Annotated in this window: 9 protein-coding genes; 6 read left to right on the forward strand and 3 right to left on the reverse strand. The window is 69.1% G+C overall.

Annotated features, from left to right (window positions below; translation table 11 throughout):
- Positions 1 to 7 precede the first annotated feature (7 nt).
- The 4 genes from HPO96_RS31545 (at position 8) to HPO96_RS31560 (ending at position 3,055) form a co-directional block, all read left to right on the forward strand.
- Positions 8 to 1,036, forward strand: coding sequence for an SIS domain-containing protein (locus tag HPO96_RS31545; RefSeq protein ID WP_171678032.1), 1,029 nt, complete (start codon positions 8 to 10; stop codon positions 1,034 to 1,036).
- A complete protein-coding gene (locus HPO96_RS31550) occupies positions 1,033 to 1,920 on the forward strand; it encodes an N-acetylglucosamine kinase (RefSeq protein WP_171678033.1) in 888 nt (295 codons plus the stop codon). The genes HPO96_RS31545 and HPO96_RS31550 overlap by 4 nt, the downstream gene beginning before the upstream one ends.
- Before the next feature lie 79 nt (positions 1,921 to 1,999).
- Positions 2,000 to 2,194 (forward strand): CsbD family protein, encoded by a 195-nt coding sequence (locus HPO96_RS31555; protein ID WP_171678034.1) that lies wholly within the window; start codon positions 2,000 to 2,002, stop codon positions 2,192 to 2,194.
- 72 nt (positions 2,195 to 2,266) lie between these two features.
- A complete protein-coding gene (locus HPO96_RS31560; RefSeq protein ID WP_171678035.1) occupies positions 2,267 to 3,055 on the forward strand; it encodes a maleylpyruvate isomerase N-terminal domain-containing protein in 789 nt (262 codons plus the stop codon).
- Here HPO96_RS31560 and HPO96_RS31565 read toward each other — a convergent pair whose 3' ends face one another.
- On the reverse strand, positions 3,056 to 4,585 hold the full coding sequence (locus HPO96_RS31565; RefSeq protein WP_171678036.1) for a molybdopterin-dependent oxidoreductase: 1,530 nt from the start codon (positions 4,583 to 4,585) through the stop codon (positions 3,056 to 3,058). It lies immediately after the preceding gene.
- An 18-nt stretch (positions 4,586 to 4,603) separates the two neighbouring features.
- Positions 4,604 to 6,025, reverse strand: coding sequence for an MFS transporter (locus tag HPO96_RS31570; RefSeq protein ID WP_171678037.1), 1,422 nt, complete (start codon positions 6,023 to 6,025; stop codon positions 4,604 to 4,606).
- A 52-nt stretch (positions 6,026 to 6,077) separates the two neighbouring features.
- Between HPO96_RS31570 and HPO96_RS31575 the strand changes: the two genes are divergently transcribed.
- Positions 6,078 to 6,668: a TetR/AcrR family transcriptional regulator gene (locus tag HPO96_RS31575; RefSeq protein WP_171678038.1), complete on the forward strand. Its 591-nt coding sequence runs from the start codon at positions 6,078 to 6,080 to the stop codon at positions 6,666 to 6,668.
- Here the strand turns inward: HPO96_RS31575 and HPO96_RS31580 are convergent.
- Positions 6,655 to 10,704, reverse strand: a complete 4,050-nt coding sequence (locus HPO96_RS31580) for an RICIN domain-containing protein (RefSeq protein ID WP_171678039.1) — start codon at positions 10,702 to 10,704, stop codon at positions 6,655 to 6,657. The genes HPO96_RS31575 and HPO96_RS31580 overlap by 14 nt on opposite strands.
- A gap of 184 nt (positions 10,705 to 10,888) precedes the next feature.
- Here HPO96_RS31580 and HPO96_RS31585 point away from each other — a divergent pair, with 184 nt between their 5' ends.
- Entirely contained in the window at positions 10,889 to 17,197 is a 6,309-nt protein-coding gene (locus HPO96_RS31585; RefSeq protein ID WP_171678040.1) for an RHS repeat domain-containing protein, read from the forward strand.
- Positions 17,198 to 17,207 lie beyond the last annotated feature (10 nt).

Genomic DNA, 17,207 nt, shown 5'->3' on the forward strand with positions numbered 1-17,207 from the left:
GAGACCCATGTCCCGCCTCACCTTCCTGGCCGGCCGCGACGCGCAACCTGCCGCGCTGGCCCGGATCGCCGCCCATGTCACCCGGCAGCTCGACACCTGGTCCGCCGCGGGCGTCCTCACCGGGCGCCCGCTGTTCACCGGGATCGGCGCCTCGTTCGCCGCGCTTGCCGTACCGGTCGCGACATTACGAGCGGCCGGTGTCGCGTCGCAGCGCGTGCGCGCCGACGAGCTGGGCGATCACCCTGGCGGTTTCGACCCCGGCTTCGTAGTCGGGGTATCGCAGAGCGGCCGCAGCGCGGAGACGCTGGCCGCATTCGAGGGCCTCACCGGCGTTCCGCGCGTCGCGCTCGTGAACGTCGCGCCCGCACCGCTCACCGAGGTCGCCGAGTACGCGCTCGACCTCGGGTCCGAACCCGACTCGTACGCTTCCACCGTCGGCTTCACCGGCACGATCGTCGCCCTCGATCTCCTCGTCGGCACCAAGCCGGTGTGGACCAGGATCGACGACCTGGTTCGCCAGGTCCGGGCGGACGCCGTCCACGTCGTCGACAGCATCCGCAGTCAGGCCGCCGGCGTGACCAGCGCGGACGTCGTCGCGGCGGGCGCCTCCCGAGCCTCGGCCGAGGAGACCGCGTTGTTGCTGCGCGAAGTCCCGCGCATCCCCGCCACGGCGTCGCCGACCCGGACCTACCTGCACGGCGAGATGGAGTCGGCCGGCTCGACCCTGCACGTGATCTTCGGCGACGGCCGCGAGCACGTCCTCGCGCGGACGCTCTCGGCGGCCGGTCACCACACCCTGCTGGTCACCGCCGACCCGATCGAACCCGCCGCGCACCTCGCGGTCGTGCCGCTGCCGTCGGTCGCGCCCGCCGTTCGCGTCGTCCTGGAGACAGTCGTCGCCCAGGAGCTCGTCGCCGCGCTCGCCGACGAACGCGGCGTCCCGGCCGAGGCGTTCGTCTTCGCCAACGACGACACCAAACGCGGCGGCGTCGACCCGGCCGACTTCAGCCTCGCCTCTCCGGGAGAGCTCAGATGACCCTGGCAGCACTCGACATCGGCGGCACCAAGACCCACCTCCGCCTCCTCACCCCCGACGGCACGACCATCGAGGACCGCATCGTCGCGTCGACCGGCTGGTCCGCCACACCGATCGCCGAAGCCGCCGAGTGGATCGTCGATCTCCTCGCCGGCGCCGAGCTCACCGCCCTGGCCGCCGGCGCCCAGGGCTGCGAAGAACGGGCCCACTGCAACGACCTCGCCGCCGAACTGCGCCGCCGCCTCGCCATCCCCGTCCAGGTCGTCAACGACGCCGAACTCCTGCTCCCCGCCGCCGGTCTCGACCGCGGCATCGCCGTCATCGTCGGCACCGGCGCGATCGCCATCGCCGACGACGGCGCCGGTAACCTCACCCGGGCCGGCGGCTGGGGCTGGGTCCTCTCGGACGACGGCAGCGCGTCCGCCCTCGTCCGCGAAGCCGCCCGCGCCGTCCTCCAGCGCGCCGACCGCGGCCAAACCTTGGATCCCCTCGGTCACCTGCTCCTCGCCTCCGTAGGCGTCACCACCATCGCCGACCTCGCCCTCACCCTCAGCTGGGGCGGCGCCCCCGAAACCTGGGGCCGCCACTCCCCAGCCGTCATCGAAGCCGCCCGCCAAGGCTCCACCGACGCCCGCCAAGTCCTCGCCGCCGGCGCCCAAGCCATCGCCGACCTCCTCCGCACCCTCCAATCCCGCAACATCCCCCTCACCGACGTCGTCTTCGCCGGCGGCCTCGTCACCAACGTCCCCACCTACTGGCAGGCCATCCGCGCCCAACTCCCACCCGAAGCCACCCCCTCCCTCCTCACCACCCCACCCGTAACCGGCGCCGCCACCCTCGCCCGCCGCCTGGGTGGCACTGGTCACAGTGACGATTCGCTGTGAGTGGGGTCTTAACGGTGTCGCTGCTTCGGATTCGGGGTGGCGGGCACAGGTTGGACGTCGATGAAGAGGAGAGGACGTTATGGGTATCGCGGACAAGGCCAAGAACGCTGCCGAGGAACTGGCGGGGAAGGCCAAGGAGGCCATCGGGGATCTGACCGGGAACAAGGATCTGAAGGCCGAGGGACAGGCGGATCAGACCGAGGCCGGGCTGAAGAACGCGGGCGAGAACGTGAAGGACGCCGCGCAGAACGTGAAGGACGCGTTCAAGAAGTAACGGCGGGAATAAGTCGGGGTGCGGCGCGGCTCACTGTGAGGACGGATCAACTCGCGTTCCTGGAGGCACAGTTTGAGCACCGCCGATGGCGTTATCGCCGCACTCCGCACCGGCTACGACCGGCTGGCGGATTTCGTGAAGGGGTACGACGACGCCGCGCTGGCAGGCCCGTCGGCGGCGACCGAGTGGGATGTCGCGCAGGTGCTGAGTCACCTGGGTAGTGGCGCCGAGATCATGCTGCACACCTTGCAGCGGGCTCTTGACGAGAAGCCGGGTGCCGCCGGAGGTGATTTCTACCAGAGTGTCTGGGCGCGCTGGGACGCGTCGTCGCGCCGTGAGCAGGCCACCGGGTTCGTGGAGTGGAACGAGAAGCTGATTGCGCTGTTCGAATCGCTGGATGCCGAACAGCGCGCCGCGCTCCGGGTCGATTTGGGGTTTCTCCCGGCGCCGGTCGACGTCGCCACCTTCGGCCGGATGCGCCTCAGCGAACTGACTCACCATTCGTGGGACGTCCGCAGCGCCGCCGACCCCACGGCGACACTCGACCTGGAGGCCGTCGCGGAGCTGGTCCAGACCGAGGGTGACCTCAGCCGGATCGCGAAGCCGACGGCCCTCGACGGTCAGACCGCCGTCCTCAATGTCTCCACCACCGAACCGGCCAAGGAGTTCGCGCTCCGCCTGGCCGATCCGGTTGGCATCGAGGCATCGACCGACCAGCCCGACGGCACGCTGACCTTGCCTGCCGAGGCCTGGCTGCGCCTGAGTGCGGGCCGCCTCGGCCCCGACCGGACGCCGGAAGGTGTCGAGCTGACCGGTCCGTTCACCCTGGACACCCTCCGCAGCGTCTTCGCAGGGTACTGATCACTCGACCATGAAGATCGTGTTGTGCAGGCCGGACGAGCCGTTCGGGCGGGGCGGCGCCTCGGTCGCGGTCTGAACGTTGCCCTCGGCATCTGTCGCGCGGACGGTGAGGCGGTGGTTGCCGGGGGTGGCGTTCCAGCGGAAGGTCCATTGGCGCCAGGTGTCGATGGAGTCCTCGGTGGCGAGCTTGGCGGGTTGCCACGGGCCGTCGTCGAGTTGGACCTCGACCGAGCGGATGCCGCGGCGTTGCGCCCAGGCGACGCCCGCGGCGACTGCCGGGCCGGCTTTGAGGGTGGCGAAGCCCTTGGGGACGTCGATCCGGGACGAGGTCTTGATCGGCGCCTGTTCGGACCAGTTGCGGTCGGTCCAGTAGGCGCTGAAGTCGGCGAAGCGGGTGACTTCGAAGTCGACGATCCACTTGGTGGCCGAGACGTAGCCGTACAGGCCGGGGACGACCATCCGGACCGGGAAGCCGTGGTCGAAGGGGAGTGGCTCGCCGTTCATGGCGACGGCGAAGATCGCGTCGCGGCCGTCGGTGAGCGCGCTCAGCGGGGTGCCGATGGTCAGACCGTCGATGCTGGTCGACTTGACCGCGTCGGCCCCGGAGCGGACGCCGGCCTCGGCGAGGACGTCGGCGATCGGTACGCCGATCCAGCGCGCGTTCCCGACGTACGGGCCGCCGACCTCGTTCGAGACGCAGGTCAGCGTGATGTCGCGTTCGATCAGGCGCCGGTCGACGAGATCGGCCAGTGACAGCCGCATTTCCTTGTCGACCATGCCGTGGATCCGCAGCTCCCAGTCGTTCGGATCGATCTGCGGTACTTCGAGCAGCGTGTCCACCCGGTAGAACTTGGCGTTCGGCGTCACGAACCGGCTGACGCCCGGTACGTCGGCCTGGACGCCGGCCGGCATCGGCGGCGCCGCCTCGGTCGGCCGCGGCACCTTGAACCGCGCTCGCAGCGCTTCACCCGGCTTCACCGACAACACCTTGGTCGCGGCGAAGCTCGCCGCGCCGGCCACCGCCAGCGCGGAGACCGTCACCAGGAACTGGCGTCGGTCGAACCCGTCCGGCTGCTCGGCCGCGACGGCCTTCGGCCGCCGAACGACCAACCACATCGCCACCACGGCCACGACCAGCGTCACCACCGAGGGCAGCAGTCGCTCGACCACCCCGGACGCCGCCGATCGGCTGAACACCGCGAACGTCAGGCCGACCAGCCCGAGCCCGCCGGCCAGCCCAACAGCCAACCGCGGCGACCGCCGTCCGACCACGCCTGCCACCGCCGCGACGATCGCCAGCGTCACGCAGATCCCGAAGCGCAGCAACGGCCGGTCCGCCGTCCCCAGCTCCCGAACGGCCCAGTCCTTCACCGGCCCGGGCGCCCAGTCGATGACCTGGACGCCGACCGCATCGACCGGCCAGGGGCCGCCGGTCAGATCCGCGACCAGGTAGCCGATTGCCAGCGCACTCCCCGCGGCGACCACCCCGCCGAAGGCCGCCGCGAACCGTCGTACCGCCGTTTCGCTCATGCGTACTCTTCGGTGCCATCAGTCGGCCGGATGGGTTTCCCGCCGGGTGAAGGCCCAGGTGACGAGCGCTGCGGCCGTGACGGTGAGAACGGTCGCGGCCAGGGTGGTCGCCGTCTCGAACTGGGCGGTCTGCTGTGCGGTCCAGTTCGAGACGGCGATACTGCCGGTGAAGAGCGCGGCCAAGATCGTGCCGCTGACGGCGATACCGACCCCGGTGGTGACCTGGGAGGCGGTGTCGACCAGGGCCGCGCCGATCGTGGAGCGGTTCGCGGGCAATCCACGCAGAACATTCGTCCCGGCCACGACGCCGACCACGCGCATCCCCGCGGAGACCAGGACCAGTGCGAGCGCGATCCAGCCGTAGCCGAGCCGACCGAGCCCGGCGTACACGGCCAGCCCGAGCACGACCATGGCCGAGCTCATCCAGGCCGAGTTCTCCAGACCGACGCGCTGGACGAACGGCGTGACGAGCGCGCCGCCCGCGATCAGGACGACGACCTGCGGCAGCAGTCCGATCGCGGTCAGCGCGGGCGACCAGCCCCAGTCGAGCTGGAGCTGCAACGTGACCAGGTAGCCGAGGCCGGCGGTTGCGAGGCCCGCCGCGGCCTTGTAGGCCAAGCCGCTCGACACCAGTGGCCGTGCGATCAGCTTCAGGTCGAGCAGCGGGTACCGCGCAGTGCGCTCCCGGACGATGAACAGCACGATCGCCACCACGACCGCGGCGGTGGCCGCCCACGGCTGCCAGGCGCGGGCGCCCTGTTCGACGAAGAACGTCGGCGCGACGAGCGCGAGCGCGATCGTCGCCGTGCCGAGCACGGCGCCGGCCACGTCGACCGGATCCCGGTGCAGCTCGGCCGGGTCATCGGCGGCGATCCCGGTCCGGATGCCGATGAACGCGAGGATCGCGATCGGCACGTTGACCAGCAGCAGCACCTGCCAGGGCGCGAACGCCAGCACGAACCCGCCGGCCGTCGGGCCGATCGCGAGCCCGACCAGGCCGACGGTCGAGATCAGGTTGAAGGCGCGGACCCGGAGCCCGTCGTCCCGGAAGAGCCGGAAGGCCAGCGCCATCGAGCCGGGAGTCGTCATCGCGGCGGCGACGCCCATCGCGATCCGTACGGCGATCAGCTGCTCCGCGGTCGTCACGAAGGCTGTCGCCAGGCTCGCGACCGCGAGCAGGACCAGCCCGACCAGCATCATCCGCCGCCGGCCGGAGCGGTCGGCGAGGGCGCCCAGGAGCAGCATCAGCCCGCCGAAGACCACGCCGTACGCCCCGGTCACCCACTGCAGCTGGGTCGTCGACGCGCGCAGTTCGCGGCCGATCGTGGGCAGCGCGACATTCAGGATCGAGTTGTCGAGCATCTCGAACAAGAAGACGGCCGACAGGCCCGCCAGCGCGATCCAGGCATCCCGCAGCCGGGGAGAATGTGCGATGATCATGTCTCTAAGTTAACTCACTAAGTTTAGTGACACAAGCTAATGGAGGAGAGCGATGCCGAGGACGGGGTCACGAGGCGGACCACAGACGCGGGCGCGGATCGCCGAGGCCGCGGCCGGGCTGTTCCTCGAGCACGGGTTCGACACGGTCACCGTGGCCGCCGTCGCCAAGGCCGCCGGTGTCTCCAGCGTCACCGTCTTCAAGCACTTTCCGCGCAAGGAAGACCTCTTCCTCGACCGCCAGGCCGAGGCCGAGGAGTTGCTCCGCGCGGCCGTTCGCCCCGGCGGCGACATCATCGGCCTGCTCGGCGACCTGACGCTGCGGTTGGCCGACGAGCGCCACCCGCTGTCCGGTCTCGACCCGGCGTCCGTCCCGTTCTTCCGGACCGTCGCGGAGTCGGCTGCGCTGACCGCCCGGGCCCGCGAGATCGCCGCCGGCCTCCAGCAGGCGCTCACCGAAGAACTCACCCCGGCGTACGACGGCGACGCGGCGCTCCTGGCGGCCTTCTTCGTGGCCGGCTATTCGACCGTCCTGATCGACACCGCCCGTCGGCGGCTCACAGGGGACTCGATGGACGCCGTCGCCGACGCCCATCGAGCCCGTTTGCGCCGGCTGTCCGACGCGCTCCGCGCTACTGCGGTTTGAAGGCCCAGCGCTGGCCCTTGCCGCCGTGGTAGAACCAGGAGATCACCTCGGCGCCCGCGGCCGAGCTGCCGTTCGCGACGTCCAGTGAGAGGCCGGAGCTGACCGCGATCACGCTGTAGGTGCCGCCCGGTGCCGGCTCGATCCGCCACTTCTGGCACTCCGAGGCGCCGTCCGGGAAGATGATCATGCTTGCTCTTGGCAACTTCGAGCAGCCCTTGATCTCCAGTGGCAGTTTGGAGTTGGTGTCGACGAGTTTGTAGATGTCGTCGCCGAGGCTGCGCAGATTCCACTTCTGGCAGACACTCGCCGAGGCCCAGGTGCCCATCCGGACCGGGCTGCTCGCCGCCGTCACGCACTTGGGCACTTCGAGGACCGTCGTCGTACCGACCGCCGCATCGACCCGATAGCGCGTGCTGCCGGTGCCCCCGAGCTGGGTCGCGTTGAACGCCGGCCGCAGAATCCACTGCTCGCTCGCGGCCTGCCCGCACGGCACCTGCTGGGTCAGCGCGTCGTCGTCCAACGACGCCGCCGCGACGCCCAAGCACTTACCACTGTGGGCGAACCGCAGTTGGACGACGGTCTCGTACGCGCTCCCGTCGACATAATCGAACGTCACCTGCTGCCAAGCCCGCGGCTCACCCAACCCGCCGCCACAACTGGATTGGATGACGGCGACCTCGTCCTGCGAACTGCCTCCGGTCACGTCGAGACACTTCACCGGACCGACGTCGACCGCGGTGTGTACCGGCCGGATGCTGTACTGATCGGTGCCCGCGATCGGCATCAGCCGGAACCGCTCGTTCAACGCCGTACCCACACACCGGAACTGGATCAGCGCGGCCTTGTCGGCGACGCTGCTGCCCTTGACGTTCAGGCACTTGCCGCTGTTCTTGTTGACCAGCTCGTACTGCCGGTGCTCGATGTCGAACTTCGGCCCGGTCACCGCGCCGACCGCCCCCGACCAGGTCTGCACCTTGTCGGCGAACGCCGACCCGGTCGACCGCAGCGAATAGACCTCACGGTCGCCGTCGGCCGCCGCGTACAGCAGGCCGATGTCGTCGAGCCGATCGCCGTCGTAGTCGCCGCTGACGAGTGTCGTCTTGGCCAGTTCCAGCCCGGTCACGCGTCGCCAGTCGGCCTTGGTCAGTTGGGTTGCGGAGCCGCTGAAGACGACCAGCGTGCCGTCGTTGGTGGTGTTCTCGGTCAGCGCCACGATGTCGTCGCGACCGTTGCCGTCCGGATCGGCCACCGTGAAGCGGCTCTTGTCCCAGCAGAACCCGTCCGCGCCGGAGTCGTAGATCGTGGTCGCCGCGGCGAACGCCGTACCGGTCGAGCGGTACAGGTCGACCGCCGTCCGGCAGCCGGTCAGATTGCGCACGCTGAGCAGGTCGGACTTCCCGTCCTGGTCGATGTCGACCAGGAGCGGCGCGCTGCGCGACCAGGTGTTCCCAGCCGCCGCCTGCACCCAGCCCACCGGGGCTGCGAAGTCGTCGGCCGCCCGGAACACCTGCGCCTGCCAGTTGTCCCCGGTCCCTGCGTTCTGGACGACGATGTCGTCCTTGCCATCGGCATCGACATCACCCGACACCACCCGGGCCGTGTTCAGCTGCCACGGGCTGGTCTCGGTCGTCCACACCGCAGGCGGGTTCTGGTACTCGTTCCCGTCCGACGGCAGCTTGTACAGATACATCCGTCCGCCCGCACCCGAGCGGAACACCGCCATATCGGTCCGGCCGTCACCGTCGAAGTCACCCTGGACCGGTTTCACCTTGGCCAGCGAGAAACCGGTGCCCTCACCGGTGTCCCACGCCATCGTCCCCGCATTGAACGCCGAGCCGCCCGATACGATGTTCCAGATCCCGGTCCGCCCGAAGCCGTGGTCGAGGACGGCGGTCACATCGGCTCGCCCGTCGCCGTTGCTGTCCCCGCGCACCTTCGGCGCCGGACCGGCCGCAGGTTTCGCGTTCAGCTCCCAGGCCTCCCGGGTCGCGCTGCTGTTCCCGGCCCGGTCGACCGCCCGCACGTACAACCGCAGACTCGGTACGCCGGTGATCGGATCCGGATGCACGGTGATCGGGATCGTCGCCGTCCCGTCCGCACCGGCCTTCACCCGGCTGACCAGCGCATCGGCCTGGAATCCGTAGACGTACTCGTCCAGATCGGTCTCGCCGCCGGCCGGCTTGAACGTCACCCTGCCGACCTTGCGCGCCTCGACCACCGGGTCACCCGCATCCGGGAAGTCCGTCGACTCGATCCGCGGTACGGCGGGCGCCGAGGTGTCGATCACGAAGTAGCAAGCCGGTGTCGTCGGGCCGGCCGCGTTCGCGGCGTCCTTCGTGAAAGCGCTGTAGCTGTAGACAACGCCTGGGCTGAGCTTGCCGGCCGGCGTCTCCGGCCAGGCGAAAGCCGCTCCGCTGACGGTCGGCCCGACAGCGCTCTCGTGGACGACGGCGCCCGCGGGATCCTTGATCTGCAACGTGGTGGTGACGTTGTCGCCGAGATCTGGGTCGTCCGCGACCGAGGCCCATTGCGGCTGCGCGGTCAGGACCGGGGTCGGGGCGGACGCCGTACCGCACGGCCGCGGCCTGGTCAGCGCGAGCCCCTTCGGCATCTTCGGCGTGGTGTTGTAGGTGACCGCGAGTGCCGCCGAGCTCGGGACGAACTTCTTCCAGTGGTACTGCGCTTCGGTGTTCGTGCCCTCGTTGGGGGAGCGGAGGCCGAGGGAGAGCGTCGGTTTCCGGCCGTCCGCGACGGCCTGGACGAAGGTGCGCAGCTTGCTGGGAGCGTTGAGCGCGCCGAACTCCATCGGCAGCGTCTTCTCCTCCGGCCAGGCCGCGCCGTTACGCGAGTCCAGCTCGGTCTTCCAGTACGTCGCGTTCGTCGTACCCCAGTTGAGCTTCTTGTTCGCGGTGTCCAGGTCGGTCAGCTGCCAGAGCTCGACCGGCTTCGCCGTCCCCGACGAGCTCCAGTCGAGCGTGATGCGGAACTGGGCGTTCAGGATCGTGCTGCCCGCGATCGCTTGGGCGCCGCTCGTCGTCCGCATCAGGAACATCGACCGGTAGACGTTGGCCGGCTCCCCCCAGCGCGGGCCGACCTTCGCGCCACCGGCGTCCCGGTCGTAGGTCCAGCCGTCGACCGTGCCGGACTCCTTGTTCACGTGCAGCCAGTTGACCGCCGTCCCGGAGATCGACGGATCGATGTACAGCGGGAACTTCGCAGCCGGATCGGTGAGCAGCTTGCGATCCGGGGTGAGTACGAACCGGCCGGGCTCCTGCCGGATGCCGAGCTGCGCGCGCCGGGGCTTGAAGTCGCTGGACGCGTCCCACATCGTCGGCCGGTCCGCGGTGAAGGCGAGCTTGCCCTTGCGATCGACCGCGGTGGTCGAGCCGTCCGGCTGGACCTTCAGCGTCAGACCATCCGCACTGACCGGGAAGTTCAGCGTGGCCAGGGCCGGATTGGCCGCCGCCGCGCGGTCATGGACGACGAGCAGCTGGGAGAAGCGATCGACCTCCGCCTTGATCTGCAGGTCGACACCGGGCAACACGTCGGCGTACGTCGCGAGGTTGCCGGACAGCACCGGCTTCGGGAGCACGCCCGGCCAACCCAGCCGGATCTGTGCCCCGGCGGCGCCGATCGCCACCAGCTCCCGGTCGCCGCCGTTGGACAGCTCCAGCGGCGAGATCGTTGCCACCGTGCGGATCCGGCCGTCGGCATCGAGTCGCAGCGACGGATCGGGATCGACCCAGTCGCGGCCCTTGCGGACCCGGACCGGCTGCGAGTGCTGCTCCATCGTCTTGGTGCCGTCCGGGTTCGCGAACACCTGGCCGGTCTCGGTGCGATGGTCGGCCAGCTCGACGCGTTCGCCGGTCCGCAAGGCCGTGGCCATCGCGCGGGCCTCGGGGGATGCCTCGTCCGGGTTCATCGCGCGCGGCGTCTCGAAGGCCGCCTGCGCGGCGTCGGGCGCGGCCGGAAAGGCCACCAGCCCCGCGGACAGCAGCACCAGCACAGCACCCAAGGACAAGCGTCGCCGACGCATTCCCCCACCACCTCACACCAGAGTTCTCCGTCGGACGAGGAAGACAATGACACGTCCGGCGCGTGCAGGCGATGGTTTCGAACCCTTTGATTACTGGCCAATTCCGGAAGTTGTCCACTTCTTACCTGGTGACGGGCGACGCGGCGGCGGCAAGCTGACCGGCGTCTACCCAGGAGGCCCGCCCATGCCCTCTCGACGCCTCGTCGCCCGTACGGCAGTCGCCGTCGGCCTGGCCGTCACGATGGTTCTGTCCGTCCAACAACAAGGCATCACCGCAGCGGCCGCGACCCGGCCCGACCCCAAGTTCAACGCGACCGAGTACGCCTCGATCGACGGCAGGACAGCGAAATCCGTGCCCCGGCCCGCGAATGCGACGGCGGCGCGCGAGTTCCGCGGCGCGACCGCCGTCCAGTGGCCGACGGCCGGATCGGCCGAGGTCGCCGTCCCGCAACCCGCCGCGAACGGCACCTGGCAGCTTGCCCTGAACGGCGGCCGGGTCAACGAACGCGCGCAGGCCGGCCAGTTGCCGGTGTGGGTTGCGCCGACTGCCGCAACGGCTCGCGAGGTGTTGTCCAAGGGGACAACCGCTGCGCCGTCGAAAATAAAGATCGATCTGCTCGGACGGCGCGGTGACACACTCGAGCTGAAGGTCAGCCGGGCGGATGGCTCGGCGAAGTCCGGACACGTCACGGTCGGCGTCGACTACCGCGAGTTCCGCGAGACGTACGGCGGCGACTGGGCGACCCGGTTGCGCTTCACCGTCCAGCGCGACGGCAAGACCGTGGTGATTCCCAGCCGCAACAACGGTTCTGGCGCTGTGGTTGCCGACGTCCCGGTCGGCCCGCAGGCGCAGACGTTCGCGGTCGCGGCCGGTGAGTCCAGTGGTGGTGGCGACTACAAGAAGCCCGAGTCCGGCGATGGCAGCGCGACTTGGAGTATCGGCGGCTCGTCCGGTGACTTCGAGTGGCAGCTGCCGCTGGACGCGCCGCCGGCGATCGGCGGCCCGGAGCCGTCGGTTGCCCTGAGCTACTCGTCCGGCGCGCTCGATGGGTTGTCCTCGGCAACCAACAACCAGACGTCGTTGATCGGCCAGGGCTTCACGACGACCGGTGGGGGCTCGATCGAGCGCCGGTACCGGACCTGCTCGAAGGACCTGAACGGCAACAACGGCACCCGTAAGACCGGTGACCTCTGTTTCGCCGGTGACAGCCTGAACATCTCCGTCAACGGCAAGTCCGGTGACCTGGTGCTGGCCAAGAAGGACGCCAGCGGCGAGGTCTGGCGGATGCGCGGTGACGACGGCGCCATCATCGAGCGGCTCGGCGGCGCGACGAACGGCGACGACGGCACGGCCGCGGCCGACAAGGGCGAGTACTGGCGGATGACGTCACCCGATGGCACGAAGTACTACTTCGGCCTGAACCGCTTGCCTGGTTGGGCAACCGGCAAGGAGGAGACGAAGTCCGCCTCGACCGTCCCGGTGTTCGGCAACCACTCCGGCGAGCAGTGCCACAAGACCGCGTTCGCCGACTCGTGGTGCCAGCAGGCCTATGAGTGGAACCTCGACTACGTGGTCGACCGGCACGGCAACACGATGAGCCTGTTCTACAACACCGAGACCGACCGCTACGCCCGCAACCTCACCAAGGCCTCGGTCAGCACCTACGTGCGGGCCAGTGCGGTGAAGCGGATCGAGTACGGCCAGGTCGACGGCCAGGTGTTCACGCAGAAGCCGGTCGGGCAGGTTCTCTACACGATGGCCGAGCGCTGTACGCCGTTGCCGTGTGGGCCGACCCAGAAGGCGACCTACCCGGACACCCCGTGGGACTTGACCTGCGCCAGCACCACCAACTGCGACAACCACTACACACCGACGTTCTGGACGCAGCTCCGGCTCGACAAGGTGACCACGCAGGTGTGGCGGGCCGCGACGAGCAAACACGAAGACGTGCACTCCTGGTCGCTACGGCAGGAGTATCTACGTGCTGACAACAGCAGCCCAGCCCTGTGGCTGAAGGAGGTTGCGCCGACCGGACATGTCGGTTCGACTCCGATCCAGATGCCCACGACCAGCTTCGACGGCATCGCGTTGGGCAACCGGGTCGACACCGGAAGCGACACCGTGCCGCCGCTGGAGTGGTTCCGGATCAACGCCGTCCACGGTGGTACCGGTGGCGACCTTGCGGTCAACTACAGCGGAATCGACTGTCAGCCAACGGGTCTGCCCGCACCGGACAACAACGACCGGCGCTGCCGACCGCAGAAGTGGTCGCTGCTCGACACCTCACCCGACCGCACCGACTGGTTCCACAAGTACGTCGTGACGTCGGTCCAGGAGACCGACCGCACGGTCTCGGCCACCGACCCGTGGCAGGCGCCCGTCCCGGTCGTCACGAACGTCCAGTACCTCGACAAGCCGGCCTGGCGTTTCGAGGAGCAGGATGCCGGGACCGACTTGAAGGAGTCCACCTGGTCCCAGTGGCGCGGCTTCGGCCGGGTCAAGGTCGTCAAGGGTCGTGCGGACGAACCGCAGTCCGTCAACGAGACGCTGTACTTCCGCGGCCTCGACGGCGACCGAACGGCGGCCGGCGGCACCAAGGACATCAAGGTCAAGGACTCGACCGGAGTCGAGGTCGACGACCTCAACGAGTACGCCGGGCAGCCGCGCGAACAGCTGGTCTACAAGGGCGCAACGGTCCTGAACAAGAGCATCGCCGACTACTACCTCTCCGCGCCGACAGCGACGATGACCCGGCCGTGGGGCACGCTGACCGCACGCTACTCGGGCCAGAAGCAGCTGACGCAGTACCAGCCGACCGACACCGGCACACTGCGTATCGACACCCAGAACAGCTACGACGCCAGCGGCCGGTTGACCAGCAAGGACGAAGCCGGCGACCTCGCTGACACCACCGACGACAGCTGCACGCGGTACACCTACGTCGAGAACGCGACGAAGAACCTGCGCGAGCTGCCGGCCCGGCTGCAGCAGGTCGGCAAGCGCTGCGACCAGCCGTTCACGAACGCCGATGTCCTCACCGACGAGCGGTTGTTCTACGACAACGCGACCTCGGTGACCGCCGTCCCGACCAAGGGTCTGGTCACCCGGGCCGAACGGCTGGCCGGATTCGACGCGGCCGGGCAGCCGAAGTACGAGCTGTCCTACACGGCGAAGTACGACGCGATCGGCCGCCAGACCGAGACCGTCGACGGGCTGAATCGTCCGACGACGCGTGCGTACAGCCCGGCGTACGGGCCGATCCAGAAGATCACCGACACCTCCGCGAACGGCCAGCAGGTGGTGAAGGAGCTCGAGCCCGCCTTCGGGTTCGAGACGGCCGTGCAGATGCCGGACGGCCGCCGCGGCGTCCGTCAGCTCGACGCCGTGGGCCGGGTCGCGAAGACCTGGGACTCCGGGCATGCCACCAGCGGCCCGGCCGACCTGGAGTTCGAGTACAAGCTACGCGACGACGGCCCGTCGCTCGTCACCACGAAGCGCCGGGTGAAGAGCGGCACGTACGACGTCAGCTACGACCTGTACGACGGCCTCGGCCGGATCCGGCAGACGCACGAGCAGTCGCCGCGCGGCGGCTGGCTGGTGACCGACAACCGGTACGACTCCCGTGGTCTCGAGGTCAAGGTCAACGGCCCGTACTACACGGCCACGCTGGCCGAGGGCGAGCTGAAACTCGTCGACGAGGCGACCCTGCCCAAGCAGGAGGTGACGACCTGGGACGAGGCCGAGCGGCCGAAGCAGCAGGCGTTCAAGTCGATGGGCGTGCAGAAGTGGGCGATCGACCACGACATCAGCACGAACCGGCAGAGCATCGATCCGCCGGCCGGTCAGACGCCGACCACCCGGATCATGGATGTCGACGGCAACCTCACCGAGCTGCGGCAGTACCACGGCGACAGCCCGACCGGCCCGTACGACAGCACGAAGTACGCGTACTGGCCGACCGGCGCGCTGAAGAGCGTCACCGATCCGGGCGGCAACGTCTGGAGCTACAAGTACGACGTCCAGGGCCGCAAGATCGAGGAGAACGACCCGGACAAGGGGATCAGCAAGTTCGAGTACGACGCGGCCGACCAGCTGGTGTCGACCACGGATGCCCGCGGGACCAAGCTGTACAACAGCTACGACATCAACGGCCGCAAGACGGCGACCCGGCTGAACGCGCCCGACGGCCCGCTGCAGAGCGAGTGGAAGTTCGACACCCTCGCGGCGGGGCGGCCGACGTCGTCGACCCGCTACGTCACGAAGGACGGTAAGACCGAGGCCTACACGACCGCGATCACCGGGTACGACTCGTCCGGCCGGACGACCGGGACCACGGTCACCCTGCCGGAGTCCGAGGGCAAGCTGGCCGGCGCCTACACGATCGGCCAGACCTACACCGACGACGGCAAGGTCGCCACGCGATCGCTGCCGGCCGCCGGTGGGCTCGGGGCGGAGACGCTCAACTTCGGCTACAACAACCAGGGCTTGCCGACCTCGCTGGCCGGTCAGGACACCTATGTCCGGCAGCTGTCGTACACGCCGTTCGAGGACGCCGATGTTCTGACGCTGGGGACGGCGTCCGGGCCGTTCGTGCAGCAGAAGTTCGAGTACGACCAGATCACCCGGCGCGTCAGCCGAGTGGTGGTGGACAAGGAGCTGTCGCCGCGACGGGTCTCCGACACCCGGTACGACTACGACCCGGGCGGCAACATCAAGAAGATCAGCGACATCGCTCCGGAGGGCTCGGGCGAGGCCACTGACACGCAGTGTTTCGACTACGACTACATGAGCCGGCTGACCCAGGCCTGGACGCCGAAACCGGGGCAGGACAACGGACCTGGCGACTGCGCGGCCGCTCCGGCGGCAGCGGACCTCGGCGGGCCGGCGGCGTACTGGCAGCAGTGGACCTTCGACAAGTCGGGTAACCGCAAGACCGAAAAGACCACCACAACCGCCGGGACGACGACGAGCACCTACGAGTACGGCAGCGCGAAACCGCACGCGGTGACCGCTGTCACCACCACCGGCCCAGCCGGGACGAAGACCAAGACCTTCGGGTACGACGAGGTCGGCAACACCACCCGGCGGACTGCCAACGGGGTCGACGAGATTCTCGAATGGGACGCCGAGGACCGGCTGACCAAGACCACGAAGGGCGCCACCGGAACCTCCGCGGTCTACAACGCGGACGGGCAACGCCTGCTCCGCCGGGACTCGGCCGGTACGACGCTCTACCTGGGCGAGACCGAGCTCAAGCTCGACAAGACCGGTCAGACCGTGACCGGAACGCGGTACTACGGATTTGGGGACCGCGTCGTCGCCGTCCGCACCGCGCAGAACCTGAGCTGGCTGCTCGGCGACCTGCAGGGCACGCCGTTGACGGCGATCGACGCGACCACGCAGGTCGTGCAGAAGCGCCGGGTGCTGCCGTACGGCGAGGCGCGCGGCGCGGCGCCGGCGTCCTGGCCGGGGCAGCGCGACTTCCACGGCGGGACGAACGATCCGGACACCGGGCTGGTGCAGCTCGGGGCCCGGCAGTACGACAAGAGTATCGGCCGGTTCATCTCGGTCGACCCGATCATCGACCTGTCCGATCCGCGGCAGATGAACGGGTACGGCTACGCGAACCACAACCCGGTCAGCTACAACGACGCCAGCGGCGAGCTCGCGATCGTCGTCGTGGTGCCGGTGCTGATCATCGTGCTGATCGTGGCGCTGATGTTGCAGGCGGCGCTGCAGTCGTACCAGCAGGAAATCCAGATGGTCAGCTTCCGGGAGGAGGTCCAGAACGTCTGGGACGTCCTGAAATGGGCCTGGAAATCCGTGGTGAAACTGGTCAAGGTCGTCTGGACGGTGGTCGTCACCCTCTGGAAACTGATCTGGGTCGTGGTGATGTACATCGTCGAGAAGGCGGTGATCATCTACAAGACGATCATCAAACACGTCGCGGACAAGAAGAAGCCGCGAAACAACCACAAGGCCCAGCGCAACAGCAACAACAACGGCAACAGCAGCCGCGGCAATCAGGGCAACCGGGGTAACCAGGGCAAGTCGAAGGCGCAGGAAGGGAACCCTGGCAAGCCGCAGCCGCCCCGGCAGCCGCGGCAACAGCAGCAGCCGCGCAAACCCAAGGGACAGCAGCAACAACAGCCGTCCCGGGTCGGGCGGGAGGCGCGGGCGGACGAACCCGTCTACCGCGGCGCCAAGGAAGGCACCGATCCGCTCGCGCTGCGCAAGGGCGTGGACTACAAACTCGACGTCAACGGAATGGTGAAGCCGAACGCGGGGATGTCGACCAACACCGTGCCCGGTAACCTGCCTCGGGGATTCAGCCCGCGGCTGATCGACCGGTCCTCGGTGAGTCCGCAACTGGCGATCCGGCAGACCGGTAACCCCGCGACCAGTACGCACTTCGAGATCGTGCCGAGAGCCGGCGTCCAGCTCACCGAGGACGCCTATCTCCAACTGGTCAACGCGATCAAGTTTCTCTAGCTAGGAGCGA

The sequence above is a fragment of the Kribbella sandramycini genome, from assembly GCF_013131805.1.
GTDB classification, from domain to species: Bacteria; Actinomycetota; Actinomycetes; order Propionibacteriales; family Kribbellaceae; genus Kribbella; species Kribbella sandramycini.

Coding starts and splice junctions, on each gene's coding strand:
- HPO96_RS31580 (WP_171678039.1), bottom strand. CDS start 10,704: ATGCGTCGGCGACGCTTGTCCTTGGGTGCTGTGCTGGTGCTGCTGTCC.
- HPO96_RS31565 (WP_171678036.1), bottom strand. CDS start 4,585: ATGAGCGAAACGGCGGTACGACGGTTCGCGGCGGCCTTCGGCGGGGTG.
- HPO96_RS31575 (WP_171678038.1), top strand. CDS start 6,078: ATGCCGAGGACGGGGTCACGAGGCGGACCACAGACGCGGGCGCGGATC.
- HPO96_RS31555 (WP_171678034.1), top strand. CDS start 2,000: ATGGGTATCGCGGACAAGGCCAAGAACGCTGCCGAGGAACTGGCGGGG.
- HPO96_RS31585 (WP_171678040.1), top strand. CDS start 10,889: ATGCCCTCTCGACGCCTCGTCGCCCGTACGGCAGTCGCCGTCGGCCTG.
- HPO96_RS31550 (WP_171678033.1), top strand. CDS start 1,033: ATGACCCTGGCAGCACTCGACATCGGCGGCACCAAGACCCACCTCCGC.
- HPO96_RS31545 (WP_171678032.1), top strand. CDS start 8: ATGTCCCGCCTCACCTTCCTGGCCGGCCGCGACGCGCAACCTGCCGCG.
- HPO96_RS31570 (WP_171678037.1), bottom strand. CDS start 6,025: ATGATCATCGCACATTCTCCCCGGCTGCGGGATGCCTGGATCGCGCTG.